The sequence below is a fragment of the Bradyrhizobium sp. KB893862 SZCCT0404 genome (genome assembly GCF_018130885.1).
Classification (GTDB): Bacteria; Pseudomonadota; Alphaproteobacteria; order Rhizobiales; family Xanthobacteraceae; genus Bradyrhizobium; species Bradyrhizobium stylosanthis.
In genome coordinates, this window is record NZ_JAFCLT010000015.1 from 97,440 (window position 1) to 123,397 (window position 25,958).

At 66.8% G+C, this 25,958-nt stretch carries 20 protein-coding genes; 9 read left to right on the plus strand and 11 right to left on the minus strand.

What is annotated here, in order from left to right; genetic code table 11:
- Positions 1-73: 73 nt before the first annotated feature.
- A complete protein-coding gene (locus tag JQ617_RS36990) occupies positions 74-1,717 on the plus strand; it encodes a lysine--tRNA ligase (protein ID WP_212030650.1) in 1,644 nt (547 codons plus the stop codon).
- Between the two features lie 194 nt (positions 1,718-1,911).
- On the opposite strand, the gene JQ617_RS36995 is transcribed toward JQ617_RS36990, so the two are convergent.
- The gene (locus JQ617_RS36995) at positions 1,912-2,664 is read right to left on the minus strand and encodes a carbonic anhydrase (protein WP_212030651.1); all 753 of its coding nucleotides are present in this window, start codon (positions 2,662-2,664) and stop codon (positions 1,912-1,914) included.
- Between the two features lie 115 nt (positions 2,665-2,779).
- A complete protein-coding gene (locus JQ617_RS37000) occupies positions 2,780-3,433 on the minus strand; it encodes a S24 family peptidase (RefSeq protein WP_212030652.1) in 654 nt (217 codons plus the stop codon).
- Positions 3,434-3,738: 305 nt separating this feature from the next.
- On the opposite strand from JQ617_RS37000, the gene JQ617_RS37005 reads away from it, so the two are divergent.
- Entirely contained in the window at positions 3,739-4,083 is a 345-nt protein-coding gene (locus JQ617_RS37005) for a DUF952 domain-containing protein (RefSeq protein WP_212030653.1), read from the plus strand.
- Positions 4,080-5,177: a quinone-dependent dihydroorotate dehydrogenase gene (locus JQ617_RS37010; protein WP_212030654.1), complete on the plus strand. Its 1,098-nt coding sequence runs from the start codon at positions 4,080-4,082 to the stop codon at positions 5,175-5,177. The genes JQ617_RS37005 and JQ617_RS37010 overlap by 4 nt, the downstream gene beginning before the upstream one ends.
- A gap of 131 nt (positions 5,178-5,308) precedes the next feature.
- Here JQ617_RS37010 and JQ617_RS37015 read toward each other — a convergent pair whose 3' ends face one another.
- The 5 genes from JQ617_RS37015 to JQ617_RS37035 form a co-directional block, all read right to left on the minus strand.
- Positions 5,309-6,634 (minus strand): MATE family efflux transporter, encoded by a 1,326-nt coding sequence (locus JQ617_RS37015; RefSeq protein WP_212030655.1) that lies wholly within the window; start codon positions 6,632-6,634, stop codon positions 5,309-5,311.
- A 1-nt stretch (position 6,635) separates the two neighbouring features.
- A complete protein-coding gene (locus JQ617_RS37020; protein WP_212030656.1) occupies positions 6,636-7,370 on the minus strand; it encodes an MBL fold metallo-hydrolase in 735 nt (244 codons plus the stop codon).
- 78 nt (positions 7,371-7,448) lie between these two features.
- Complete coding sequence (locus JQ617_RS37025) at positions 7,449-7,754, minus strand: DUF6460 domain-containing protein (protein ID WP_018644944.1); 306 nt, start codon at positions 7,752-7,754, stop codon at positions 7,449-7,451.
- 306 nt (positions 7,755-8,060) lie between these two features.
- Positions 8,061-9,938 (minus strand): ATP-dependent DNA ligase, encoded by a 1,878-nt coding sequence (locus tag JQ617_RS37030; RefSeq protein WP_212030657.1) that lies wholly within the window; start codon positions 9,936-9,938, stop codon positions 8,061-8,063.
- Positions 9,935-10,972: a ligase-associated DNA damage response exonuclease gene (locus JQ617_RS37035; protein WP_212030688.1), complete on the minus strand. Its 1,038-nt coding sequence runs from the start codon at positions 10,970-10,972 to the stop codon at positions 9,935-9,937. The genes JQ617_RS37030 and JQ617_RS37035 overlap by 4 nt, the downstream gene beginning before the upstream one ends.
- A gap of 202 nt (positions 10,973-11,174) precedes the next feature.
- Between JQ617_RS37035 and JQ617_RS37040 the strand changes: the two genes are divergently transcribed.
- The 4 genes from JQ617_RS37040 (at position 11,175) to pdeM (ending at position 17,198) form a co-directional block, all read left to right on the plus strand.
- Positions 11,175-12,101 carry a class I SAM-dependent DNA methyltransferase gene (locus JQ617_RS37040; protein ID WP_212030658.1) on the plus strand — a complete coding sequence of 309 codons (927 nt, stop codon included), beginning with the start codon at positions 11,175-11,177 and terminating at the stop codon, positions 12,099-12,101.
- A gap of 115 nt (positions 12,102-12,216) precedes the next feature.
- Positions 12,217-13,446: an ABC transporter substrate-binding protein gene (locus JQ617_RS37045; RefSeq protein WP_212030659.1), complete on the plus strand. Its 1,230-nt coding sequence runs from the start codon at positions 12,217-12,219 to the stop codon at positions 13,444-13,446.
- A gap of 294 nt (positions 13,447-13,740) precedes the next feature.
- Positions 13,741-16,320, plus strand: coding sequence for a ligase-associated DNA damage response DEXH box helicase (locus JQ617_RS37050; protein WP_212030660.1), 2,580 nt, complete (start codon positions 13,741-13,743; stop codon positions 16,318-16,320).
- Positions 16,321-16,475: 155 nt separating this feature from the next.
- Positions 16,476-17,198: a ligase-associated DNA damage response endonuclease PdeM gene (gene pdeM / locus JQ617_RS37055; protein WP_212030689.1), complete on the plus strand. Its 723-nt coding sequence runs from the start codon at positions 16,476-16,478 to the stop codon at positions 17,196-17,198.
- 109 nt (positions 17,199-17,307) lie between these two features.
- Here pdeM and JQ617_RS37060 read toward each other — a convergent pair whose 3' ends face one another.
- Positions 17,308-18,171 carry a LysR family transcriptional regulator gene (locus tag JQ617_RS37060; protein WP_212030661.1) on the minus strand — a complete coding sequence of 288 codons (864 nt, stop codon included), beginning with the start codon at positions 18,169-18,171 and terminating at the stop codon, positions 17,308-17,310.
- Between the two features lie 98 nt (positions 18,172-18,269).
- Between JQ617_RS37060 and JQ617_RS37065 the strand changes: the two genes are divergently transcribed.
- Positions 18,270-19,181: a DMT family transporter gene (locus JQ617_RS37065; protein ID WP_212030662.1), complete on the plus strand. Its 912-nt coding sequence runs from the start codon at positions 18,270-18,272 to the stop codon at positions 19,179-19,181.
- A 12-nt stretch (positions 19,182-19,193) separates the two neighbouring features.
- On the plus strand, positions 19,194-19,967 hold the full coding sequence (locus JQ617_RS37070; protein WP_212030663.1) for an MBL fold metallo-hydrolase: 774 nt from the start codon (positions 19,194-19,196) through the stop codon (positions 19,965-19,967).
- A gap of 133 nt (positions 19,968-20,100) precedes the next feature.
- On the opposite strand, the gene JQ617_RS37075 is transcribed toward JQ617_RS37070, so the two are convergent.
- From JQ617_RS37075 to JQ617_RS37085, 3 genes are all read right to left on the minus strand, one after another.
- The gene (locus tag JQ617_RS37075) at positions 20,101-20,868 is read right to left on the minus strand and encodes a TIGR02186 family protein (RefSeq protein ID WP_249157821.1); all 768 of its coding nucleotides are present in this window, start codon (positions 20,866-20,868) and stop codon (positions 20,101-20,103) included.
- Positions 20,868-21,785: a sulfite exporter TauE/SafE family protein gene (locus tag JQ617_RS37080; protein ID WP_212030664.1), complete on the minus strand. Its 918-nt coding sequence runs from the start codon at positions 21,783-21,785 to the stop codon at positions 20,868-20,870. The genes JQ617_RS37075 and JQ617_RS37080 overlap by 1 nt, the downstream gene beginning before the upstream one ends.
- A 357-nt stretch (positions 21,786-22,142) precedes the next feature.
- Entirely contained in the window at positions 22,143-25,607 is a 3,465-nt protein-coding gene (locus JQ617_RS37085; RefSeq protein ID WP_212030665.1) for a tetratricopeptide repeat protein, read from the minus strand.
- Positions 25,608-25,958 lie beyond the last annotated feature (351 nt).

Genomic DNA, 25,958 nt, shown 5'->3' on the forward strand with positions numbered 1-25,958 from the left:
GAGACGACGCGTCGCCCCACAAAATTGCATTCTGCCGGGAAATCGCTATTTTCCGCGGCCCGGAGGCCCCTTGATGTCCGTTATCGATCCCAGCATGAGCCCGAGCGACCTGCGTGCGCTCGCCGAACAATCCAACGCCTGGCCGTTCGAGCAGGCGAAGGCCATTGTCGCGCGGCTGAAGAAAAGCCCGAAGGACGAGGTGCTGTTCGAGACCGGCTACGGACCGTCGGGCCTGCCGCATATCGGCACGTTCGGCGAGGTCGCGCGCACCTTGATGGTGCGCCATGCCTTCCGCGTGCTGACCGAGGACAAGATCAAGACTCGCCTGCTCGCGTTCTCCGACGACATGGACGGCTTCCGCAAGGTGCCGGACAACGTGCCGAACAAGGAGCTGCTGGCGCAATATCTTGGGCGCCCGCTCACCGCGGTGCCCGACCCGTTCTCGAACGAGCATCCGTCGTTCGGTGATGCCAACAACGCGCGGCTGCGCGCCTTCCTGGATCATTTCGGCTTCGACTACGAGTTTGCGAGCTCGACCGTCTATTACAAGTCGGGCCGCTTCGATGCGACGCTGCTCAAGATGCTCGCCGCCTACGACAAGGTCATGGACATCATCCTGCCGACGCTCGGGCCCGATCGTCGCGCCACCTATTCGCCGTTCCTGCCCATCAGCAAGACCACAGGCGTCGTGCTGCAGGTGCCGATGATCCGCCGCGATGTCGCGGCCGGCACGGTGACCTATGTCGATCCCGATACCAATGAAGAAGTCGAAACGCCCGTCACCGGCGGAAATGTAAAGTGCCAGTGGAAGGCCGACTGGGCGATGCGCTGGGTCGCGCTCGGCGTCGACTACGAGATGGCCGGCAAGGATCTGATCGATTCCGTGAAACTGTCCGGTGCGATCGCGAAGGCGCTCGGCAGCGCGCCGCCTGAAGGCTTCAACTACGAGCTCTTCCTCGACGAGAAGGGCCAGAAGATCTCGAAGTCGAAGGGCAACGGCCTCACCATCGACGAATGGCTGCGCTACGCCTCGCCGGAATCGTTGTCGCTGTTCATGTACCGTGAGCCGAAGGCGGCGAAGCGGTTGTTCTTCGACGTGATCCCGCGCCAGGTCGACGACTACCAGCAATTCATCGACGGCTTCCCGAAGCAGGACGGCAAGCAGCAGCTCGGCAATCCGGTCTGGCACATCCACAACGGCAAGCCGCCGCAGGGCGACATGCCCGTCACGTTCCAGCTTCTCTTGACGCTGGTGTCGTCGTCGAATGCGGAGAATGCCGAGACGCTGTGGGGCTTCATCGGCCGCTATCGTCCCGGCGTGAGCCCCAAGACGCATCCCAAGCTCGATGCGATGGTCGGCTACGCCATCAACTATTACCGCGACTTCGTCGCGCCGACGAAGCAGTTCCGTGTGCCCACGGACACCGAGCGCGCCGCGCTGCAGGATCTGCGCGATGCGCTCTCGCAGCTCGCGCCGGAGGCGTCCGCGGAAGACATCCAGAACGTCGTCTACGAGATCGGCCGCCGCGAGCCGTTCCTCGACCAGGTCAAGAAGGGCAAGGACGGCCGTCCCGGCGTCACGCTCGACTGGTTCAACATGCTGTACCAAGTGCTGCTCGGCCAGGAGAAGGGCCCGCGCTTCGGCTCCTTCGTCGCGGTCTATGGCGTGCAGAACGCGGTCAACATGATCGACGGCGCCCTGGCGCGATCAGCGTAACGCTGTTGCCCAACGGAAGGCCCGTAGCCCGGATGGAGCGCAGCGAAATCCGGGGTCATCGCGAAAAGCGCCAGCGGTCCCGGATTGCGCTTCGCTCCATCTGGGCTACACGCTGAGGGCGTCGGATCTCGATTGTAAGCGACCCCATCCCCCCATCGTCGTCCTGGCTTTCGCCAGGACGACATCGCGCCCCCTCAAATCGACCGCAGCACGTAACGCCGGTTGTCCTTCTGCACCGGCCTCGCGTTCATCGGATAGAGCTTCGCGAACGCCGCGACGTCGGCCGCCGACACCTGGATCGGATCGGTCAGCAGCAGCCATTCGACTACCTCCGAGCAGGGTGGCGTCGTCAGCGAGCCGGAATAGCGGTAATAGCTGAGCTTCGGCGGCAGCAGGGAGAGCGGATCGATGCTCGCATCCGCCTTCACCGCGGGGCCTTCCGCCGCGGGCATGGTCTTGATGATCTTGCCGAAGGCCGGGTTCGGCTTGCCCTCGGCCATCAGCACGCCGACCACGGCGAGCCCGCCGGCATCGTTGCGGTGGACGAAATGCGCCTCCATCGGGAAATTCTTGCCGCCGATCATGTGCTCGCTCGGCCGGTGGAAGTGCACCTGGAGCAGTTTGTACTTGACGTCGCCGAGAAGAAGCGTGCTGCCTTCGGCGAAGTTGAGCTGGATGGTGTGCCCGTTGTTGACGATGGTGTCGGCGTTCCGGCCCCAGTTCAGCCTCAGCGCGGGGAGTTGCGACTTGACCGTCGCCTCGATGTCGATCGGCGATTGTTGCAGGCCGACCGCACAGGCCTTGTTGCCCGCGTCGAGGTCGCCCCATTTGCCCGGGCCGGCGGCGCCTTCATAGCCCCAATGCGCGCCTTCGGCGGCGAAGGCCGGCTTGCACAGCGGGCAAAGCGCAAGACCCGCGAGTGCTTTCAATGCGTGGCGGCGATTCATCATAGTCCCCCGTAGGATCGATTTGATCGGTGATGCGCGCGCAACCTAGGCGAGAGGGTTCGTGAGTCGCAATGGCGATTGCGGCGCGCACCGGTGTCATGGTCCGGTCACGCCGTCACTGGCTCGCCCACACGATCCGCATGATCCAGCCGACGTCGCTGGTCGCCATCGTCCGTTCGGCGAGGGAGGCATCGAGCGGCTGCAAGTCCAGCGCCTTTGCCGTGCGGCGCTTCAGCATCGCGAGGATCACCTCGCCCGCTGTGGTCTTCACCACGACGCGATCGCCCTTGCGGACCGGCGCGTCGGGCGAGACCAGGATGACGTCGCCGTCGCGATAAACCGGCGCAAGCGCATCGCCTGATATCTCCAGCGCGAAGGTCTGGCTGTCGTCGGCCGCGGGAAGCGCGATCTCGCTCCAATCCTTGCCTGATGGAAGGCCGGCCTCGTCGAACGCGCCGCTCGCTCCGGCCAGCGCGAAGTCGAGCAGCGGCACCGAGCGGCCGCTGCCTTGATCGTCGTCGACAAGTCTCGCGAAGGTGTCGATCGAGGCCCCGGTCGCCGCCAGCGCCTTGGCGATGGATTCGGTCGAGGGCCAGCGCTCGCGGCCGTGCGAGGTGACGCGCTTCGACCGGTTGAAGGTGGTGGGGTCGAGCCCGGCGCGCTTGGCGAGGCCGGACGGCGACAGGCCGGCACGCGCCGCCAGCCGGTCCAGCGCGACCCAGATCTGGTCGTGAGTCAGTATCCTCTGCGCTTTGGCTTGTCTGACCATGGAAGGTCCAGCCCGTCGCAACCCAGGAAAACTGTCCTCAAATCAACCGGTTTTCCGTTTTTCGCGCAAGAGGCGCCGGGGACAGGGTTTGCAAGCGCAGTGGATACCGCTCGGCGCAAGGAAAACGCGGCAAAACCGGAATTGGGGGGCTCGTTCCGATTTCATCGCGGCGGAATTGGCTCTAAGTCTTGAGTTCGGAGAGGGCGGCCTTTACGGTCGCCGCCGGGGTTCAGGGACCCTGAGAGACGGAAAAACCCAAGAGACTCAACGAGCTGTCTCAAAGAGCAAACAGGGCTGCGCAGGCGGTGGTCAAGATCTACAAAATTTGTCCGGCCTCGGCCTGGCGCGAAGCGGAACGGCACGGCGTGTACCAGGGCAGCGCGGACGATTCGCGCGACGGCTTCATCCATTTCTCGACGGCGGCCCAGGTTCCCGAGACCTTGCGCAAGCACTATCTCGGGCAGCGCGCGCTGTTCCTGGTCGAGGTCGACGGCGATGCGCTCGGCAGCGAGCTGCGCTGGGAGCGTTCCCGCAACGAGGAGCTGTTTCCGCATCTCTATGGCGAGCTCGATCTCGGCGCCGTCATCTCGGTGATCAACCTCAACATGCGCTCCGATGGCGGGCACGACGTTCCGGAGCTGCTCCCGTGATCCGCGCTTTCGACGCTTTCTCGCTGCCGGTGCTGCGCTGGCTCGATCCGGAGGATGCGCATCGCCTGGCGATCCAGGGGCTGCGCTTCCTGCCGCCGGTCAAGCCGCGTGCGGACGATGCCAAGCTCGCGGTGCGCGCCTTCGGTCTCAACTTTCCCAATCCGATCGGCATGGCCGCCGGCTTCGACAAGAGCGCGGAGGTGCCGGACGCGCTGCTGCGGCTCGGTTTCGGCTTCGTCGAGATCGGCTCGGTGACGCCGAAGCCGCAAGCCGGCAATCCGCGGCCGCGGCTGTTTCGTCTCGAGCGCGACGAGGCCGTGATCAACCGCATGGGCTTCAACAATGACGGCGCGGAAATCGCGCTGCGCCGGCTCGCCGCGCGCGCGCAGCACGGCGGCATCGTCGGCGTCAATGTCGGCGCCAACAAGGACTCGCCCGATCGCGTCGCCGATTACGTCAAGCTGATCGAGACCTTTGCGCCGGTCGCGAGCTATTTCACCGTCAACGTTTCGTCGCCGAACACGCCGGGCCTGCGTAACCTGCAGGAGGGTGCGCTGCTCGACGATCTCCTCGCCCGCGTGATCGACGCCCGCGAGCGTGTCAGGCAGAAGGCCGGCGACACGCCGGTGCTGCTCAAGATCGCGCCGGATCTCAGCCTCGCCCAGCTCGACGATGTCGTGCAGGTCGCGCGTTCGCGCAAGGTCGACGGCATGATCGTGTCGAACACGACCATCGCGCGGCCGAGCACGCTGCGGGAGGAGATGCGCGCCAAGGAGCAGGGCGGCCTTTCCGGGCGGCCGCTGTTCCGCCTGTCGACGCGCATGGTCGCGGAGACCTATGTGCGCGTCGAAGGCGCCTTCCCGCTGATCGGCGTCGGCGGCGTCGATTCCGGCGGCGCTGCGCTGACCAAGATCCGCGCCGGTGCGAGCCTGATCCAGCTCTATTCCTCGCTGGTCTACAAGGGGCTCGGCCTCGTCGATGAGATCAAGCGCGATCTCACCTCGACGCTGCTGCGCACGGGCCGGGATTCGCTGTCGGATATCGTCGGTGCGGATGCGGCGACGCTCACGGCCGAAGACTGGCCGGGGATGTAGGTCTCGTGCCCCGGACGCAGCGCAGCGCTCCTTCAGCGGTGCGCTGCAGAGCCGGGGCCTATGTGGCGACATTCTGGGTCCCGGCTCTGCGCAGCAGCGTTTCACGCTGCAGCGCGTCCGGGACACGAGAGCTACGATTTCGAGAACGTCGCCCGGTACAGCGCGGGATACCTTGTGCCCTGCAATCCGCCGCGTGCCACGTAGAACGCGATCAGCGCGCACCACAGTCCGGCATTGCCGAACGATTGCAGCGCCAGCCAGGCGGCGAAGAAGATCGCCAGCGACACCAGCATCAAATTGCGCATCTCGCGCGCCCAGGTGGCGCCGACATAGATGCCGTCGAAGCCGAACGCGAACACGCCGGGGATCGGCGCCAGCACGATGAACGGCAGGAACTCGCGCGCGGCGCGGCGGACGTCCTCGCTCGCTGTCATGAAATTGATGATGTCAGGGCCGAACGTCGCGAACAGCACGGCGACGACCATGGCGAAGCCGAGACCCCACAGCAGCACCAGCCGCGTCGAATCGGCAAAGCCCCTGGCGTCGCGCGCGCCATAGGTGCGGCCGCAGAGCTGCTGGGCGGCATTGGCGAGGCCGTCGAGGAAGAAGGCGCTGACCAGCAGGAAGTTGTTGAGCACGGAATTCGCCGCCAGCGTGACATCGCCGGCGCGCGCGCCCTTGGCGGTGAAGAACAGGAACACGGTGATCAGCGCGGCGGTGCGGATCAGGATGTCGGTGTTGACAGCCAGCAGCCGCATCAGCTTCTCGCGATCGAACAGGATCGCGCGGGGAACGGCAAAGCCGCCAACCGTAAAGCGCCGGCAGACGATGACACCAAGCGCGAAGCCGATGCCCTCCGACAGCAATGCAGCGATCGCCGCGCCCGCGATGCCGGTGTCGTAGACCAGCACCAGCAGGATCGTCGCCGCCATGTTGATGAGGTTGATGACGACCTGCAGCAACAACGCCGGATTGGCGCGGGCCTGTCCCACCAGCCAGCCGAGAATGACGTAATTGGCGAAGGCGAACGGCGAGGACCAGATCCGGATCATGAAATAGGTCTTCGCCGCACGCGTCACGCCCTCGCTGCCGCCCATCAGGTCGAACAGTGCGGCGCCGAGCGGCAGTTGCAGTGCGATCAACGCGGCGCCGATCAGGCCGGCAACGATGAAGCCGCGGACCAGGATCACGGTCTGCTCGCGCGTCTCGCCTGCGCCGAGCGCCTGCGCCGTGAAGGCGAGCGTGCTCATGCGCAGGAAGCCGAACAGCCAGAACAGGCAGTCGAAGATCACCGAGGCCATCGCGACGCCGCCGAGCAGAGCGGCATCGTCGAGGCGGCCGATCGCGGTGGTCGAGACCACGCCGATCAGCGGCGTCGTCAGATTCGCGACCATCGCGGGACCGGCGATGGCGAACACCTGGCGGGAGCCGATCTTGAGGGGGACGGGCGCGTGCATGTCAGAACACGAGCACCATGCCGTCTTCGGCGGCGAGGTGCGTGATGCCGTCCAAGCGCGACAGCACGTCGTCGCTCATATGGGTGAGGACGAGGCGTTTCGCGCCGATCTCTGGCAGATGCTGTTCCAAGGTCTTCAGGCTGAGATGGTTCTTGACCACCTTCTCGTACATATAGGCTTCGGCGATGAAAAGGTCCGCGCCATGCGCCAGCGGAATGAGCGTCTCCGTCCATTCGGTGTCCGCGCTGTAGGCAAGCGTGCGGCCCTCGGCCTCGACGCGGTAGGCGAGGAACGGACCGCCGGATTCGCCGTGCACGACCGGGTAGGGCGTCACGGTCATCGCCCCGAAGCTTTGGCTTTGCCCGGGAGTGAGCGCGACGATGTTCAGCTCGAAGCGCTGCTTGGTCTTTGAGGAATGCTCGAACAGCGTTTCCATCGCCTCGCGCAGGCGTGTCTCGATGCCCCGCGGGCCCGCGATCGTCAGCGGCCTTGTCCGCCGCGAGAACTGGGCGTCGAGCAGGAAGAACGGCAAGCCGGCAAAATGGTCGCCGTGGAAATGCGTGATGAGGATGAGGTCGATGTCGTCGCGCTCGATCTCGAGCCGTTTCAGCGCCGGCAGGGCCGACGCGCCGCAATCGATCAGGAAGTTCGCGGCGCGCCCGGAGACATGGAAGCAGGTGTTGAGCCTGCCCCCGGAGCCGAAGGCATCACCGCAGCCGACGAAACGCAGTTGCATCGGCTGCCGAACTCCTTAGAGCATGATCCGGAAAAGTGTGAAGCGGTTTTCCGACAAGATCATGCTCAAAAAAACGCCTCAGCGGCCGCGCGGCGCGCCGAACACGCGCGAGAGCAGCCAGATCGGGATCACGATGACGGCGCCGAGCAGGAAGTAGCGCCACAGCCAGTTGATGGTGTCGAAGCCGAGATCCCACAGCCGCTGGAACAACAGGCGGATGCTGTAGATGATGTTCCAGGGATCGAAGCCGATCGCCGCGAGCACGACGCCGACCAGGATCGAGAGCAGGACCAGGCGAAACGCGACCGCCAGCGGCGAGCCGCCGAGAAAGCGGTTCAGCCCATCGCTGCGGCCGGCCGGCAAATCTCTGACGTCTTGGACCATCTCAAACTCCTCAGGAGGATTCGACCCCATTATAGGGCACGGCGAGGCAGATGGGGAACCCGCAACCGGGCGTCAATCGGGTTACGGGAGTTTAATTCGGGCGGCGCCGGAAGCTTCGATTTGGGCGCGCCGCCACCGCGATCTCCTTAACCTCTCCCGCTTGCGGGAGAGGTCGCGCAAAGCGCGGGTGAGGGTTCTTTCCTCTGGGGGATACTCCCAATGCGGAGACACCCTCTCCCCAGCCCTCTCCCGCAAGCGGGCGAGGGAGCGCACCTCTGCCTTGGCGATGATTGAGCTTCGCACGCCTCATGCCTCAATCTCCGCCGCCTCCGCCTTCAACATCCGCTCCAGCGTTTCCAGCCGGTCCGCCTCGCGCGGCGGCTTGTCCCAGCGCAGGCGGCTGATGCGGGGAAAGCGCATGGCGACGCCGGATTTGTGCCGCGGCGAGCGCTGCAGCCCCTCGAACGCCACCTCCAGCACCAGCCCCTTGTCGCCCTCGTGCACGACATGGCGGACGGGGCCGAATTTTTCCGTGGTGTTGCGGCGGACGAAGCGGTCGATCTGCAGCAGCTCCTCGTCGGTGAAGCCGAAATAGGCCTTGCCGACCGGCACCAGCTCGTCGCCATCAGCGCCTGCCGTCCAGACACCGAAGGTGTAATCGGAATAATAGGACGAGCGCTTGCCGTGGCCGCGCTGCGCATACATCAGCACGGCGTCGATGATGTGCGGATCGCGCTTCCACTTCCACCATTGCCCCTTCGGCCGTCCCGGCAAGTAAGGCGCATCGCGCCGCTTCAGCATCACGCCCTCGACGGCGTCCGCGTCTTCGCCTGCACCGGCGCTCGCAGGATCGGCGCGCGCGGCGGTCAGCGCCTCCCAGCTTGCGAAGGGGACGGTCGGCGAGAGATCGATGCGGGGATCGCCAAGTTTTGCGATGAAGTGCTCCAGCCGCTCGCGTCGATCCGCGAAGGGCAGCTCGCGCAGATCGTTCTCGTCGTCGCCGAGCAGGTCGTAGGCGCGGAGGTGAATCGGAAACTCCTTGATCAGCTTGGGCGAGACGACCTTGCGGTTGAGGCGCTGCTGCAGGACGTTGAAGCTCTGCACGCGGCCCTCGCGCAGGATCAAAAGCTCGCCGTCGATGGCGCCGGGCAGGCGCAGCGATGGCACGAGGTCCGGAAAGCTGCCGGTGATGTCCTCGCCGGTGCGCGAATAGAGCCGCGCCGTGATGTGGCCGTGCTCGTCGCGCCCCGCCACCGCCTGCACGCGGATGCCGTCCCATTTCCATTCCGCGATGTAGTCGGCAGGATCGAGCGCGGCGAAATCGCTATCCTCGATCGCATACGCCAGCATCACCGGGCGGAACGGTGCGGGATCGCGGTTGACCGGCTTTTCTGCGCGGCCCTCGAGCCACGCGAACAGGTCGAGATAGGGCGGCGACAGGCCCGGCCAGATCAGCTCGACTTCGTGCGGATCCTTGTCGCCGAGCGCGGCGGCCGCGGTCTTGGCCAGCCGCGCGGAAATGCCGATGCGAAGCGCACCGGTGACGAGCTTCAGCAGCGCCCAGCGCCCGGTCTCATCGAGCTCGTCGAGCCAGCGTTCGAGCTGCTTCGGCAGCTCGGTCTTGCCGAGCGTGCGCAGCGTGGTGACGACCTCGGTGAGGGTAGGGGGCGGCGGGTTGTTGTGGTGAGAGGGGGGAAGGGACTCATCGACATCTTGCCCGGAGTACCCCCCTCCCTGACCCTCCCCCGCAAGGGGGGAGGGAACGGAGAGGCTCGTGCGTCCATCACTTTGGGAATCGCTATTAGTCGTGGCGATCGCTGAAAGCGCCGCGCTCCGCCGCGCTCCCTCCCCCCTTGCGGGGGAGGGCGGGGGAGAGGGGTGGCCCGGAAAAGATTCGTCATGGCGAGGCGCCCGCTTCGGCCACATCAGCGCCACCGTCTCCGAGAGATCGCCGACATAGTCGTAGCTCAAGCCGAACAGCACCTCATCCGTGCGCGATGAGATCAGATCGCGGACCAGCGCGGGCTTGGCGTGCTTGAAGCTCAGCGCGCCGGTGAGCGCGGCCAGCGCGTAGCCGCGGTCGGGGTCGCCGACCTCGCGGAAATAGCCGGTGAGCAGGCGCAGCTTGTTGTTGCGGCCGGGCTCGTAGGCGAGGCGGTCGAGCAGTTCGGCGAAGCGGTTCATGCTTCGGCCTCGCCCGCGATCGGCGTCTCGCTCTCCTCCTCGTCGCCATAGCCGACGAGATCGAGCGGCTGCGCCTTGAGGCCCTTGCTCCGGCACCAATGCACCAGCGCGTCCTCCTGGCCGTGCGTGACCCAGATCTCGCCGGCGCCGGTCGCCGCGATCGTGGCGGTGAGGCCGTCCCAGTCGGCGTGGTCGGAGATCACCAGCGGCAGCTCGACGCCGCGCTGCCGCGCGCGGGCGCGCACGCGCATCCAGCCCGAGGCGAAGGCCGTGACGGGATCGGGAAAGCGCCGCGTCCAGATATCGGAGGTGGCCGAAGGCGGCGCCAGCGTGATGGTGCCGGCGAGCGCTGCTTTCTTCACGCCCTGCACCGGCCTGAGCTCGCCGAGCTCGATGCCGCGGCTTTGGTAGTATTCGGTGATCTTCTCCATGGCGCCGTGCAAATAGATCGGCGCGTGGTAGCCGGCCTGCCGCAGCAGCGCGATCACGCGCTGGGCCTTGCCGAGCGAATAGGCCCCGACCAGATGCGCGCGCTCCGGAAACAGCGCGACCGAGGCAAGCAGCTTCTTCACCTCGTCGCTCGCGTCGCCGTGCCGGAACACCGGCAGGCCGAAGGTCGCCTCGGTAATGAAGACGTCGCACGGCACCAGCTCGAAGGGGGTACAGGTCGGGTCGGGCGCGTCCTTGTAGTCGCCGGAGGCGACGATGCAGGTATCCTTGCACGTCACCGCGATCTGGGCCGAGCCCAGCACGTGGCCGGCCGGGTGAAACTTCACCTTGACGTCGCCCAGCCGGATCTCCTCGCCATAGCTGATGACCTGCGTCGATCCGGCAAAGTTCTCGCCGTAACGCAGCCGCATCATGTCGAGCGTTTCCTGCGTCGCCAGCACCGCGCCATGGCCGGCGCGGGCATGGTCGGAATGGCCGTGGGTGACCACCGCCCGCTCGACGGGACGGACGGGGTCGATATGGAAGCCGCCGGGCTTGCAGCACAGGCCGGCAGCAGCTGGCAGCAGGATGTCTTGCGGGCGCATGGTTGTCATATAGGCAGAGGCCGCCCCAAATTAAGCCGTCATGCGCGGGCTTGCCGTCTCCGCTGGGCTTCGCCGGCCCGATGGTGTAAGAGCCCGCCGAAGCCATTTGGCGGAGGCGGGACCCGCGCACCCATCCTCTTAAAGAGTTGCTTTTTTGATGGATTGCCGGGGTCAAGCCCGGCAATGACAATCGGTTCCTCCAATGCCGCTCCGCCTGTTCGTGACCTCCGGCGATCTCATGGCCGACCGCCGCTTCGAGTTCGCGCGCGACCTCCAGCTCAAGGGCGATCTGCCCGCCGCCGCCGACCTCATCGAGCAGGCGCTCGAGCTCGCGCCCAACTTCACCTCGGCCTGGTTCACGCTCGGCGAGATCCGCCAGCAGCTCGGCGAGCGCGACGAGGCGATCGCGGCGTTCCGCAAGGCGCGCGATTGCGATCCCGAGGACCAGCACGGCGCCGGCCTGCACCTGATGCGGCTCGGCGATACGCAAGTGGCCGAGATGCCCAAGGCCTATGTGCAGGCGCTGTTCGACCAGTACGCGCCGCGCTTCGAGCATGCGCTGATCAACGATCTCGGCTATCGGGCGCCCGCGCTGATCTTCAAGGCGGTGCTGGCCGCGCGCGTCGCCGCGAAGAAGCCGGCCTTCTTCAAGCGCACCATCGATCTCGGCTGCGGCACTGGCCTTGCCGCTGCGGCCTTCGCGAAACAGGTCGATCATTTCATCGGCATTGATCTCTCGCCCGGCATGATCAAGGAGGCGCGCGCGACGAACCTCTATGCCGAGCTCGAAGTCGCCGACATGATCGAGGGCTTGCGCAGCAAGGCGGATGCCAGCGCGAACCTCGTCGTCGCGGCGGATGCGTTCGTCTATCTCTCCGATCTCGCGCCGGTGCTCATCGAGGCGAAGCGCGTGCTGGTATCGGGCGGCGTGCTCGCCTTCACGCTGGAGACGCATGCGGGCGATGGCATCGTGCTCGGCGAAGGCCTGCGATATGCCCATTCGGCGGAATATGTGCGCGGCGCGATTGCGAAAGCCGGACTCAAGCTTCTCACGCTGGAGCCGGCATCGCCGCGCAACGAGAACAACGAGCCGGTGCGCGGTCTCGTCGTGGTCGCCGAGAAAACTTGAGTCTAGGCGCTAACTCACTGCAATTTAAGCGTCATTGCGTCGCAAAGCGATGACTTCCCACTTGCGAGCCGTGCGGCCGTGCCAGCACAATGCGCGCATTAGGGAGAAAACAAAAATGACCAAGAATCCATCGCGGCGCGATTTCAGCGCCGGCGCGCTCGCCACCATCGCAGCATCCACTCTGCCCGCGCCTTACGTCTGGGCCGCGGAGAAGAAATATGATGCGGGTGCCAGCGACACCGAGATCAAGATCGGTCAGACCGTGCCGCACTCCGGTCCCGGCTCGCTCTACGGCGTGCTCGGCCGCGTCGGGGAAGCCTATTTCCAGATGCTGAACGAGAAGGGCGGCATCAACGGACGCAAGGTCAAGTTCCTGACCATGGACGACGCCTACAGCGCGCCGAAATGCGTCGAGGCGACGCGGCGCCTGGTCGAGCAGGAGGAAGTGCTCGCGCTCTACGGCTCGCTCGGCACCGCGCCGCAGACCTCCGTGCACAAATACCTGAACTCCAAGGGCGTGCCGCAACTGCTGCTCAACACCGGCGCCTCGAAGTGGAACAATCCGAAAGAGTTCAAGTGGACGATGGCGGGCCTGCCGCTCTATCCGACCGAGGCGCGCATCCTGGCGCGGCATGTCGTGGCGACGAAGCCGAATGCCAAGGTCGGCATCCTCTACCAGAACGACGATTTCGGCCGTGACTTCCTGGGGCCGTTCAAGAAGGTGCTGGCCGATGCCGGCGGCACCGCATCTGTCATCATGGAGCAGACCTACGATCTCACCGATCCCACGGTCGATTCCCAGCTCATCAATCTCTCGAAGTCCGGCGCGGACGTCTTCTACAACATCACCACCGGCAAGGCGACGTCGCAGTCGATCCGTAAAGTGGCCGAGCTCGGCTGGAAGCCGCTGCAATTGCTGTCGGCGGGCTCCACCGGCCGCTCGATCCTCAATGCCGCGGGGCTCGAGAACGCCACCGGTATCGTCGCCATCCGCTACAACAAGGAGGTCGGCCTGCCCAAATGGGAGAAGGATCCGGACGTGATGGCGTTCGAGGAGCTGCGCAAGAAGTACACGCCGGCCATCGATCAGGACAACACCATCGCCTTCGCCGGTTACGGCCAGGCGGTGACCATGGGCGAGATCCTGCGCCGCTGCGGCGACGACCTCACCCGCGCCAACGTGCTGAAGCAGGCCTCCAACCTCAAGGGCTTCCACTCGCCCTATTTCCTCGACGGCGTCACCTACGACTATACGCCCGACGACTACACGCCGATGAAGACGTTGTTCATCTCCACCTTCAGCGGCAAGGACTGGGACATCTCCGACAAGCCGATGTCGGAGTAGGCACCGCTGTCTCTTCCCCTCTCCCCGCTTGCGGGGAGAGGGTAGGGTGAGGGGGAGCCTCCGCGGGGACGGCGGCGGTTGGACTCGCACTGTCTCCACGAACTCGTCATGCCCGGGCTTGTCCCGGGCATCCACGTCTTTGCTTCCGCGGCAAGAACGTGGATGGCCGGGCATAGGCGAGCGGAAGCGACGCCGTTCTTCGAACGGCCGGGCCCGGGCCATGACGACGGAGATGCATGTCGCTGAAGGCCCCACCCCTCGACGAACCCGCGCCCACGGCTTACCTGTGATGCCGTGCCGCCCCGCATCCTCAAAATCCCGGCCGAGCCGGCCGCACTGCTGCTGCCCGACCGCTTTCAGAAGTGGTTCGCAGGCCGCGGCTGGGCGCCGCGTGAGCATCAGCTCGCGCTGCTTGAAAAGGCGCGCGAAGACCGCTCCGCATTGCTGATCGCGCCGACCGGCGCCGGCAAGACGCTGGCTGGATTTCTGCCGACGCTCGTGGAACTGTCGGCGCAGCCGGTCGAGCGCAGCGAGGGCACGAAGAAAAACCTCGTCTCCACCGGTCGCTCCGTGCAGCGCAGCGCCGGTCTGCACACCCTCTATATCTCGCCGCTGAAAGCGCTTGCCGTCGACATCGCGCGCAATCTCGAGCGTCCCATCGCCGAGATGGGATTGCCGATCAAGGTCGAGACCCGCACCGGCGACACGCCGGTGTCGCGGCGCCAGCGCCAGCGGCGCTATCCGCCTGATATCCTGCTGACGACGCCGGAGCAGCTCGCGCTGCTGCTGTCCTCCGACGATGCACCGTTCCTGTTCTCCTCCCTGAAGCGCATCGTGCTCGACGAGCTGCATGCGCTGGTGACCTCCAAGCGCGGCGACCTGCTCTCGCTCGGCCTTGCGCGGCTGTGGCGCCTTGCGCCGCAGATGCGCGCGATCGGCCTGTCGGCGACGGTGGCCGAGCCGGACCAGCTCGCGCGCTTCCTGGTGCCGCAACCCGGCGGCAATGAAGCCGCCGCCGACATCGTCATTGCCGGTGGCGCGGCGCCGCCGTTGGTCGAGATGCTCGACACGAGCGAGCGGCTGCCCTGGGCCGGGCACAGCGCGCGCCACGCGCTGGCCGAAGTCTACGAGCTGATCAAGCAGAACAAGACCACGCTCGTCTTCGTCAACACCCGCAGCCAGGCCGAGATGCTGTTCCAGGATCTCTGGCGCATCAACGAGGACGGCCTCGCGATCGCGCTGCATCACGGCTCGCTCGACGTCGCCCAGCGCCGCAAGGTCGAGGAGGCCATGTCGGCGGGGCGGCTGCGCGGCGTGGTCTGCACCTCCTCGCTCGATCTCGGCATCGACTGGGGCGATGTCGACCTCGTCGTCAATATCGGCGCCCCCAAGGGATCCTCGCGCCTGATGCAGCGGATCGGCCGCGCCAACCACCGCCTCGACGAGGCCTCGCGCGCAGTCCTGGTGCCCGCGAACCGCTTCGAGGTGCTGGAATGCCGCGCGGCGATCGACGCCATCGCCGAGAATGCGCGGGATACGCCGCCGTTGCGGACCGGCGCGCTCGACGTGCTCGCCCAGCATGTGCTCGGCCGCGCCTGCGGCGAGCCGTTCCTCAGTGATGAACTCTATGAGGAAGTGCTCACGGCGGCGCCCTACTCAAATCTCGCACGCCAGGATTTCGACGACGTCGTCGATTTCGTCGCCACCGGCGGCTACGCGCTGAAGACCTACGAACGCTTCGCCCGGATCAAGCAGGACAAGCAGGGCCGCTGGCGCGTCGCCAATCCGAAGGTGCGGCAGAGCTATCGCCTCAATGTCGGCACCATCGTCGAGGAGCAGATGCTGAAGGTGCGGCTGGTGCGCGGCCGCTCCACCGGCAGCGGCTCGACCGGCGCCATCGCCCGCGGCGGCCGCGTGCTCGGCGAGATCGAGGAATATTTCATTGAGGGCCTGACCGCCGGCGATACTTTTGTCTTTGGCGGCGAGGTGGTGCGCTACGAGGCATTGGCCGAGGACCAGGTCTATGTGTCGCGCGCCAACGACAAGGACCCGAAAGTGCCGTCCTATATGGGCGGCAAGTTTCCGCTCTCGACCTATCTCGCCGAGCGCGTGCGCCGCATCCTCGATGACAAGCGCGCCTGGAATGCGCTGCCCGAGCAGGTGCGCGACTGGCTGTCGTTGCAGAAGGACGTCAGCAGAGTGCCCGGCGTGCGCGAGCTCCTGGTCGAGACATTTCCGCGCGGCAACAAGCATTACCTGATCTGCTATCCCTTCGAAGGCCGCCTCGCGCACCAGACGCTCGGCATGCTGCTGACGCGGCGGCTGGAGCGCGCCCGCGCGCGGCCGCTCGGCTTCGTTGCCAATGAATATGCGGTGGCGATCTGGGGGCTCGGCGATGCCTCCTTCATGATCCGCCATGGCGAACTCGATCTCGACACGCTGTTCAATCCGGACATGCTGGGCGACGATCTCGAAGCCTGGCTCGCCGAATCCGCGCTGATGAAGCGCACGTTTCGCAATTGCGCGCTGATATCAGGCCTGATCGAGCGCCGCTTCACCAGCGAGGACAAGAGCCGCCGCCAGGTGCTGTTCTCCACCGACCTCGTCTACGACGTCCTGCGAAAGCACCAGGCCGACCACGTCCTGCTGCGCGCCGCGCGCGCCGATGCCGCCACCGGCCTGCTCGATCTGCGCCGCCTCAGTGACATGCTGATGCGCATCCAGGGCCGCATCACCCATCGGGAACTCGACCACGTCTCCCCGCTCGCCGTCCCCGTGATGCTGGAAATCGGCCGCGAGTCAGTCTATGGCGAAGCTGCAGACGAGCTTTTGGCGGAAGCCGCCGACGAGTTGGTCAAAGAGGCGATGTCGTAGACGGCGAGAATGTTTTTTCGGGGCACAACTCCATCCACATCGTCATGCCCGGGCCTGTCCCGGGCATCCACGTCTTTCTTGCGGAGCCAAGAACGTGGATGGCCGGGCATAGGCGAGCGGAAGCGACGCCGTTCTTCGAACGGCTGGGCCCGGCCATGACGGAGAATGTGGCGCTGTCTATCACTTCTACGCTGGCACTAGACATTGCCGGCGTGTCGCTCCACACCGATCTCTCCGGCGCGCTGTTCTGGGAAGAGCAGCGCCTGCTGATCGTCTCCGACCTGCATCTGGAGAAAGGTTCCAGCTTCGCCGCGCGCGGCGTACTGCTGCCGCCTTACGACACGCTGGCGACGCTCAGCCGCCTCGCTGCTGTCATCTCCCGCCATGATCCCAAAGCCGTCATCGCCCTCGGCGACAGTTTTCATGACCGCGCCGCGCACGAGCGCCTGTCGGCGGAGGATCGCGACGCCGTGGCCGCACTCCAGACCGGCCGCGACTGGATCTGGATCTCGGGCAATCACGATCCGATGCTGCCGCGCGATCTCGGCGGCACCATCGCTGACGAAGTCGCAATCGGACCGATCACGTTCCGCCACGAGCCGACCGGCGCCCAGGGCGAGATCGCCGGCCATCTGCATCCCAAAGCCCGCGTCTCCGCGCGCGGCCGTTCCATGGAGCGCCGCTGCTTCGCCAGCGACGGGATGCGCGCCGTGATGCCTGCCTTCGGCGCCTATGCCGGTGGCCTCAGCATCCGCGACGCCGCGTTCGCAAAAATCTTTCCGAAGAACGGTTTTGTGGCGCATCTCCTCGGCGATCGCCGCGTGCATGCCATCGCCGCGTCGCGGTGCTATAGGCCGCGCTCTCGTAGGGTGGGTTAGCCGAAGGCGTAACCCACCACTGTTTCTCTCCCCAGATGCAAAAGAGGTGGGTTACGCCGAGCAGATGCGCTTCGCACATCCGCTCAGCTAACCCACCCTACCTATCCCGTCACGCCGCCTTCGCCTGCACGTCCTCGCAGAACTCCGCGAGCCGGTCCGCCAGCCGCAGCGTCGCCGGGCTCGCGCCGGGCGAGGCCATCAGCGCGACCTCCGTCTTGTTGATCGGCGCAAAGCCGTCCTTCGCCGTCAGCACACGGTGGTCGGACTGGATCGACATCTCGGACAGAATACTCAGCCCCATGCCGGCGGCGACCGCGGCCTGGATGCCGGCGAGGCTCGATGACGAATAGGCCATGTGCCACGCACGCCCGGCGCTTTCCAGTGCGTGGATGGCGCCGGCGCGATAGAGGCAGCCGAGCGGAAAGCCGATCAGCGGCACCGACGCGGCGGTCACATCCACCGGGTGGCTCTTGCTGGTGACCCAGTGCACCCGTTCCGGCCACACCGCGATCGCGCCCTTCTCGCCGGCGGCACGCTTGAACAGCGCCAGGTCGAGCTCGCCGCGCTCGAGATCGCGGGCGAGGTTCTTGCTCTGGTCGGCGCGCACGTCCATCCGCAGGCCCGGATGCGAGCGTGCGAACGTGCCGAGCAGCTTTGCAAGACGATAGGCGGCAAAGTCTTCGGGAATGCCGAGCCGGATCGCGCCTTCGCCGCCGGGCTCGCGCAAGACGTCGCGGGCTTCCTCGGCAAGCGACAGCAGCCGCCGCGCATAGGACAACAGCCGCTCGCCGGCCTCGGTCGGGCGCACATCCTTGCCGTCGCGGTGCAGCAGCACCTGGCCGACATCCTCCTCCAGCCGCTTGATCTGCTGGCTCACGGTCGATTGCGTGCGGTGGACGCGCTCGCTGGCGCGGGTGAAGCCGCCGGCCTCGACCACCGAGACGAAGCTGCGCAGAAGCTCGAGATCGAGCATGTCCGGCCTCCATTCAGAAATCCACTGGACGGCAGTTAATCATTTAATTTCCAAATGGCAAGCGGCGTCCCTAGATCGAGGGCCAGGAGAATGCCCCCATGTCCCTCGCCACCTCGATTCCCGCCCCCCGCAGCCGTTTCAACACGCTGCCGCTCGCCATCGGCCTGTTCTGCCTGCTCTGGAGCTATGCCTTCGTCGCCGGCAAGATCGGCGTCACCCATTGCCCGCCGCTGATCCTGCTCGCCGCGCGCTTCTCGCTCGCGGGCATTCTGATCCTGGGTGCAACGCTTGCTCGCGGCGAGGGCTGGTCGCTGTCCTGGCGCGATGCGGTGGTGTTCGCCGTGCTCGGCATCGCCAACAACGCGCTCTATCTCGGCCTCGGCTACACCGGGCTGCAATCGGTGTCCGCCGGCCTCGGCGGCCTGATCGTCTCGGCCAATCCGGTGTTCACCGCGGCGCTCGCCGCGCTCCTTCTCGGCGAAGGCATGACCTGGCGCAAGGCGAGCGGACTGCTGCTTGGTGTCATCGGCGTGACGGCGATCGTCTGGCATCGCCTCTCGGTCGGCACCGACAGCCTGGACGGCATCGTCTTCACGCTGGCCTCGCTGGCCTCGATCGTCGCCGGCACCATCCTGTTCAAGCTGCTCGCGCCGAAGGGATCCTTGTGGGTCGGCAACGGCGTGCAGAACCTCGCCGCCGGCATCGTGCTGACGCCGGTCGCGTTCACCTTTGCCGATATCCACGCGATCGACGTGACGCCCGGCCTGATCGGCGCCTTCTCGTTCCTCGTGCTCGGCGGATCGATCCTGGCCTATTGGCTCTGGTTCCATCTCCTGAAAGTGTGCGGCGCCACCGCCGCCAGCGCCTATCATTTCCTGATGCCGCCGCTCGGCATGCTGTTCGCCTACATCGTGCTCGGCGAGCACGTCGAGGCCCGCGACCTGCTCGGCATCATTCCGGTGGCGCTCGGCATCTATCTGGTGACGCGCCCCGCGAAGTCCGCATCGTAAGGAGAGTTCATCATGCCCATTTCCATCACCCTGATCGGCGGCCCCACGGCGCTGATCGAGATCGACGGCTTTCGGTTGCTCACCGATCCCACTTTCGATGCGCCCGGCGCCTACCAGCTGCCGCATGTGACGCTGGAGAAGACCATCGGACCCGCGCTCAAGGTCGACGCGATTGGTCCGATCGATGCCGTGCTGCTCAGCCACGACCAGCACTCCGACAATCTCGACAATTCCGGACGCGACTATCTGCTGAAGGCGAAGCGCGCGCTGACGACGGAGGCCGGTGCGAAGCGCCTGGGCGGCCATGTCGAGGGCCTCGCGCCCTGGGCGACGGCGCATCTGAAGGACCGCGACGGCAACACGCTGACGATCACGGCAACGCCGGCGCGTCACGGCCCGGCCGGGATCGAGCCGCTGTCCGGCGACGTCATCGGCTTCGTGGTGACCTCGAGCCGCAAGGACACGAGCTCGGTCTATATCAGCGGCGATACCACCTGGTTCGACGGCGTCGCCGAGGTCGCGCGCCGCTTCAAGTGCGGCGTGGTGCTGCCGTTTGCCGGCGCCGCGCAGACCCGCGGGCCGTTCCATCTCACCATGGACACCAACGACACCATCGAGACCGCCCGCGCGTTTCCCGATGCGATGATCGTGCCGGTCCACACCGAAGGCTGGGCGCATTTCCGCCAGAACAGCGAGGATCTGCGCAAGACCTTCGACGTGCTGGGCTTCGGGACGCGGCTGCGGCTATTGGAGCCCGGCGTGCCGACCGTGGTCGAGGCGCCGTAAGGTCAGCCGCATACTCCTTCTCTTCGTCATGGCCGGGCTTGACCCGGCCATCCACGTCTTTGTCACCGCGTCCAAGAATTTGGATGCCCGGGACAAGCCCGGGCATGACGGCGACGAGGCAGCGTGCGCCCCCTCAATCCTTCCGGAACACGATCGAGGCCATCCACCCGGTCATCAGCGCCATGGCCGCGGTGGCGAGGCCGTAGATCAGGCCGTTCTGCCGCGCGGTGGTGGCGACGAACTGCTCGAAGCCGACCTTGACGATCTCGAACGCGGTCTCGGTCTTGGTGACCAGCGCGCCGTTCGCGAACAGCTTGATCTCGATCTCATAGGTGCCGATCGGCACTTCCGCCGGCAGCGGAATGCCGGTGCGGAACAGCGTCGGCGTCAGGAACGTCACCGCGCTCGGATCCTCGCGATAGAGTCCGCGCTGGGTGCGCAGGCGGATGAAGGCCGAGCGGAAGGCGTCGTTCGGCACCACGTCGGCATAGTCGCCGCTGACACGCTGGGTCAGCAGCACGTTGTTGAGTCCGATCTGCTGCCGCCGCGCGATCTCGGGCGAGGTGATGGCGTCGAACGGGCGGTTGGAGAACAGGGCCAGATAGCTCGGCACCTCCAGGAACTGGCGGTAATCCGTGTTGATCCAGATGCCGAACTTCCGCTCCTTGCGCCGCGTCACCATGTCGGCGCGCGGGCCGATCACGGTGACGACGAGGTCGTAGGCGGTGCGGTCCGCAGGTGTCGTGGCGTCCTTCTCGACCGAGCCGAACAGCACCAGCTCCTCGCCGGAATAGTTCGGCGTCACCGTGACGCGATGGTTGGAGACCGACACGATCAACCGCTCGGCGCGCGCGACCGAGCCGAGCATCAGGACGAGAAGCACTGCGAGGAGGACGCGCATCAGCTGCTCACCCCCAGCTCGCGGATGGTGAAGAGATCGGCAGGCTGGATCACCAGCTCGATGGCAAAGCGGATGCCGACCGAGAGGATGAGCAGGCCCAGCAGCAGCCGCAGCTGCTCGCCGCGGATCTTCTGGCCGGCACGGGCCCCGAACTGCGCGCCGGTGACGCCGCCGACCATCAGGATCAGCGCCAGCACGGCATCGACGAGGTGATTGGTCACCGCATGCAGCATGGTCGCGACCAGCATGGTGACGAGGGTGAGGACCATCGAGGTCCCGATCACCGTCGAGGTCGGCACCCGCAGCACGTAGATCATGATCGGCACGAGGATAAAGCCGCCGCCGATGCCCATGATGGCGCCGATGAAGCCGATCACGATGCCGACGATCACCACGGGGATCACGGAGAGATAGATCTTCGAGCGCTTGAACCGCATCTTTAGCGGCAGGCCGTGGATCCAGTTGTGCGTGCGCCGCGGCGGCACCGCGCCGCGGCGGGTCCGCATCAACGCGCGCAGGCCCTCGGAGAACATCAGGCTCCCGACGGTGGTGAGCAGCACGACGTAAGACAGCGCGATCATCAGGTCGAGCTGGCCGAGCGCGCGAAGCTGCGTGAAGGCCCAGACGCCGAGCGCCGTCCCGGTCACGCCGCCGGATAGAAGGACACTCGCCAGCGCCGGATCGATCGCGCGCCGCCGCCAGTAGGAGAGGGCGCCCGAAAACGAGGAGGCGGCGATGTGGCTCGCCACGGAGGCGACCGCGACCGCCGGCGTGATGCCGATGAAGATCAGGAGCGGCGTCATCAGGAAGCCGCCGCCGATGCCGAACATGCCGGAGACGAAGCCCACGGCCGCGCCCATCGCCAGCACCAGGAAGACGTTGACCGGGAGATCGGCGATCGGAAGGTAAAGCTGCATTGAACCTGCGCACCGGCGAGACGGATCGACGAATGCGGAATGCTCGCGGAAAGAACGGAACGATTGCCGCGTCCCTCAATAGCGGAATTTGCGGCGAAGCGGATCAGGAAATTTGGGCGTGGTGAACGGTGCGCCGAGGGTGTGTTCGCTGCCACGAGGGAGGTGCTCTCCCTCCCCCGCTCGCGGGGCAGGGTTGGGGAGAGGGTATCTCCGCAGTGAGACTCCCCAAGAGGATAGAACCCTCACCCGGCGCGCGGGACGATGCTTTGCATCGCCCGGGACGCGCCGACCTCTCCCGCAAGCGGGAGAGGTGCAGCGAGCTCGTGGCCCGCTTGGTTCGATCTAATGCTATGCGGCTTAACGCGCCGCCGACGCCGACTTCTTGCTCGCTACCGCTTTCGGCGCGGGCTTGGCGTTTGCCTGCGGTGCGCTGTCCCAGCCGCCGTTCGGGGCCGAAACGTTGACGGCATCGTCGGGCTGCGGCTCGGCGCTGAAGGTCTGGATCGCGAGCTTGGCGGCGGCCAGCGATTGCGGGTCGAGGCGCTTGGCGACGTCGTCACGCTTGCCGGCAGCGTCCGCATCGCCCTGGGCGGCTGCGAGGCTGAACCATTTGTAGGATTCGGCGAGGTTCTGCTCGACGCCGATGCCGCGGGCATAGAGGATGCCGAGGTTGAACTGGCTGTCGGCGACGCCGCGATCGGCGGCTTTCCGGAACCACTGCGCCGCGCTCTTGTAATTGGCGCCGCGTCCGCCGCCGTCGGCATCGAGCACCGCGAGATTGTGCATCGCCTTGGCGTTGCCGCGCTCGGCGGCCTGGGTGTAGTAGCGACGCGCGATGTCGGCGTCCTTCTTCACCCCTAAGCCCTTTTCGTAGAGCGTGCCGAGGCGGAAGGTCGCCGGCACCACGCCGGCCTGGGCCGCGCGGTCATACCACTTCGCTGCTTCGTCGTAGTTGTTGGCGACGCCCTTGCCTTCCGCAAAGCGTACGCCGATCTCGTAGGCGGCGGTCGCATCGCCCTTCATCGCGGCGGTGCGCAGGGCCGGCCCGCCGATGGCGTCGGGCAGCTTCTCGCTCGGCGGCACCTGGACAACGCCGAGTCTCGCGCGGCTGGTGCCCGACAGCGCGCCGGTGACGTCGCTGCTCGCGGCAGTCGGCGGCGCTGCCGTCGCAGGCGCCGGCGGAATCTCGACCGAGGCCGAGTTGCCCGTGTTGGCGGGCAGCGCCGGTGCGGCATTGTTCTGGGACTGCCGCCCGATCGGCGTCGGCGAGGTCATCGACGGCGTGATCTGTTCGGGCGCGGACGGCTTGGTCTCGACCGGCGGCGGCGGGGCGGGCAAGACCGGCTCGCTCGGAACGGTTTGCATCGCCTGCGGCGCAGGCGGCGCGCTGCCGCCATCGAGCAGGTTCATCGCCATCTTGAAGGCGCCGAGCACGATCACGACCACGCTCGCCCCGACCAGCAGCGAGCGGATTTTCGAGGTGATGGTCGAGGCGCCTTCCTGGCCCTTGTCCTTGGCGCGGGCAATGGCTGCCTTGGCGCCGCGCGCGGGCTTTTCCGGCGGCTGCGCGGCGGCGGCTTGCGCCGCGCGGCGTGCGGCGGCGATGAAGCTCGACGACGACACCGGCTCCTTCGGAGCTGCGGGAATTTCGCTGATTGCGCTCTCGGAGGCGGCGATGCGCTCCGACGGCGTGGCGGCGCGGCCGCCCGGCCGTGTGCCCGGCTCGAGCGGATGATCCGGCGGCAGGTCCGGCGCGATCGCGGCGCGCGCGGGCGCCGTATGCGGCTCCAGGATCTCGCTGATCGCGCGCGGCGGCACGGGGGCTGTGACTTGCGGCGCCGGCGGAGCCGGTGGCATCGGTGGCGGTGCGGCGGGTGCAGCGGCGTGGAATTCGCGCGGCGCGGCGACGAAGGCGGCCTGCTGCGGCTGTTGCGCAGCGGCCGGATTGGGCAGCTCGGGCTTTGGATCGTATTTCGGCTGTTGCTGCGGGGCTTGCGGCCGCGGCTCGCGCGCGACCGGCGCGTACTCCATCGGAGCTGCCGCCGCCATCGGCATCGGCATCGGCTGCGGTGCAGGAGCCGGCGGCGCGCTGCGCACGGCGCGCAGATCGCCCTCGATCATCGAGAGGCGGTCGACGACATGGCCGAGCGCGCTGTGGACCGCGTCCAGCGAGTCCTGGGTGCTGCGGTTGGTCTCGGCCTGGCTGAAGCGGATGTCGGAAAGCTCGCGCTTGACGAGATCGACCACGCCCGTGTCGGCGGGCGGCGCAGCGTTGCGGCTCTCGGCGAGCGCCGAATAGGTCGCCTGCTGGCGCTCGAGGTGCCTGAGGATGTCGTGCAGGCCGTCCTCGACGCGGCTCAGATTGCCGTTGCGCGGATCGGCGGCGGCCTCGATCCGCTCCAGCAGATACGAGACGCGCTGCTCGAGATGCGCGAAGGTCGAGGCGGAATCGTTGCCGACCTGCATGCGGTCGAAGCGGTCCGACAGCGCGCGGATCGCGGATTCCAGATGCTCGGTGCTCTCGGTGGCTTGCGGCCGTTCGCGGGTTTCGAGCGCGGCGGTGAGTGCGGCGATGCGCTGCTCCAGCACCGCGAAGCTGTCGCTGTGGCCGGACGAACGGGTGATCTGGTCGACCTTGGACGACAGCAGCTGCACGTCCTCGGACAGCCGCCCCAGCGCCTCGTTGGAGGCGACATTGGAGACGATGCCGCGCAGCGCCGAGATCGCGCCTTCGAGCTGGCGCACCGTGGAGGGATCGTCATTGGCGCGCAGGATCAAATCGAGCTTGGCGCCGAGATTGCGGATCGCCTCGTCATAGCCGGTGAGCTGCTCGGCCGGGGTCAGCGTGCGCAGCACCTGCTTGATGTCGGAGAGCGCGCGCTCGATCCCCGACAGCACCTGGCCGTCGGTGCCGTTGGAGCGGGTCTCGTCGATGCGCCGGTGCAGCGAGCGGATCTCGTTCTCGATCGATTCGATCGCACGCCGCGGCATCGCCTCGGTGATGGCGGTGCGAATGTCCGCGAGCTCGCTGCGGAAGGCGTTGATCGCCTGCTCGGTATGGTCGGGCCGCTGCAGCGATTCGATCTGGCTTGTGATCTTGAGCAGATGGCGCTCGAGCGCCGAGAAATCCGGTCCCGCCTGCGGCGGCGGCGGGGCATAGGCCGGCGCAGGCGGCGCCATCGGGGGCGCGTAAGGTGCTGCGGGTGCAATCGGCGGCGCGGCGCGCGGCGGCATCTGCCGGGGCGTAAAGCCGTCGAGCTCGCTCTGGCGCGCGGTGATCTCGGCGACCGCGACGTCGAACGAGGCGGGGCTCAGGGGTGGTGAGCTGCGATAGACCTGCGCGGCGGCGCGCTCGACCGCATCGGCCTGGCGCTGGCGCATTTCGACGGGAGACGGGGCAGGGGCCGGCCGCGGAGCCTGAGGCTGTTGCGGCTGCTGCGGGCGGGAGATCTGCGACAGGCGCGCATCGAGCCGCGAGATCGCGTCGTTGAGCTGGCGCGCAACGCCCTGCTCGCGCGACACATCCTGGCGCGGCGCAGCGGGCTTTGAAATCCGTTCGATCTGCTGCGTGATCGCGTCGAGCCGCTGGTGGATGTCGGCGACTTCGCGAGCCTCCTGGCTCGGTCCCTGCGGCGGCATCTGTTGCGGACGCTGATCCTGACGCTGATCGTAAGGTCCGCGAAATTTCGGCGGGGCAGTCTCGCCGAGCGTGGAGTTCAGCCAATCGTTGAGTGACATGCCAGCGCGACGCGCAGCAGCTTCGGCCCGCTCCCTGACGGATGGATCGATGCCGTCAACACTCCACGATACGCGCGAATTCATGACTCTGTCCGGTTCCGACTCCGGCGCCCCACCCGGCGCCTCCAGCCTTCCCACGCGTGCCGGTTGCAAAGACAATCGAATTTGGCGCGGGTCGTCTGCCTCGAAAACCGACTTTTTCCTGTTACGGTAAATAACGGGTTAAGGAACGCTGGCCCGGTGTCTTAAAGTTGGGCGGGGGGAACCTTGGTCTTCAGCTTTCGCCACACAACCGGTGCGCTCCCTCCCCCGCTTGCGGGGGAGGGCTGGGGAGAGGGTGTTTCCGCAATGGGACAATCCCCAAGAGGAGAGAGCCCTCACCCGCGCCTTCGGCGCGACCTCTCCCGCAAGCGGGAGAGGTGATAACACCGCCGC

Bases quoted from the DNA above. Each gene is read 5' to 3' on its own strand.
- JQ617_RS36990 (WP_212030650.1), top strand. From the start codon at position 74: ATGTCCGTTATCGATCCCAGCATGAGCCCGAGCGACCTGCGTGCGCTC.
- JQ617_RS36995 (WP_212030651.1), bottom strand. From the start codon at position 2,664: ATGAATCGCCGCCACGCATTGAAAGCACTCGCGGGTCTTGCGCTTTGC.
- JQ617_RS37000 (WP_212030652.1), bottom strand. From the start codon at position 3,433: ATGGTCAGACAAGCCAAAGCGCAGAGGATACTGACTCACGACCAGATC.
- JQ617_RS37015 (WP_212030655.1), bottom strand. From the start codon at position 6,634: ATGCACGCGCCCGTCCCCCTCAAGATCGGCTCCCGCCAGGTGTTCGCC.
- JQ617_RS37020 (WP_212030656.1), bottom strand. From the start codon at position 7,370: ATGCAACTGCGTTTCGTCGGCTGCGGTGATGCCTTCGGCTCCGGGGGC.
- JQ617_RS37025 (WP_018644944.1), bottom strand. From the start codon at position 7,754: ATGGTCCAAGACGTCAGAGATTTGCCGGCCGGCCGCAGCGATGGGCTG.
- JQ617_RS37030 (WP_212030657.1), bottom strand. From the start codon at position 9,938: ATGAACCGCTTCGCCGAACTGCTCGACCGCCTCGCCTACGAGCCCGGC.
- JQ617_RS37035 (WP_212030688.1), bottom strand. From the start codon at position 10,972: ATGCGCCCGCAAGACATCCTGCTGCCAGCTGCTGCCGGCCTGTGCTGC.
- JQ617_RS37040 (WP_212030658.1), top strand. From the start codon at position 11,175: ATGCCGCTCCGCCTGTTCGTGACCTCCGGCGATCTCATGGCCGACCGC.
- JQ617_RS37045 (WP_212030659.1), top strand. From the start codon at position 12,217: ATGACCAAGAATCCATCGCGGCGCGATTTCAGCGCCGGCGCGCTCGCC.
- pdeM (WP_212030689.1), top strand. From the start codon at position 16,476: ATGACGGAGAATGTGGCGCTGTCTATCACTTCTACGCTGGCACTAGAC.
- JQ617_RS37060 (WP_212030661.1), bottom strand. From the start codon at position 18,171: ATGCTCGATCTCGAGCTTCTGCGCAGCTTCGTCTCGGTGGTCGAGGCC.
- JQ617_RS37065 (WP_212030662.1), top strand. From the start codon at position 18,270: ATGTCCCTCGCCACCTCGATTCCCGCCCCCCGCAGCCGTTTCAACACG.
- JQ617_RS37070 (WP_212030663.1), top strand. From the start codon at position 19,194: ATGCCCATTTCCATCACCCTGATCGGCGGCCCCACGGCGCTGATCGAG.
- JQ617_RS37075 (WP_249157821.1), bottom strand. From the start codon at position 20,868: ATGCGCGTCCTCCTCGCAGTGCTTCTCGTCCTGATGCTCGGCTCGGTC.
- JQ617_RS37080 (WP_212030664.1), bottom strand. From the start codon at position 21,785: ATGCAGCTTTACCTTCCGATCGCCGATCTCCCGGTCAACGTCTTCCTG.
- JQ617_RS37085 (WP_212030665.1), bottom strand. From the start codon at position 25,607: ATGAATTCGCGCGTATCGTGGAGTGTTGACGGCATCGATCCATCCGTC.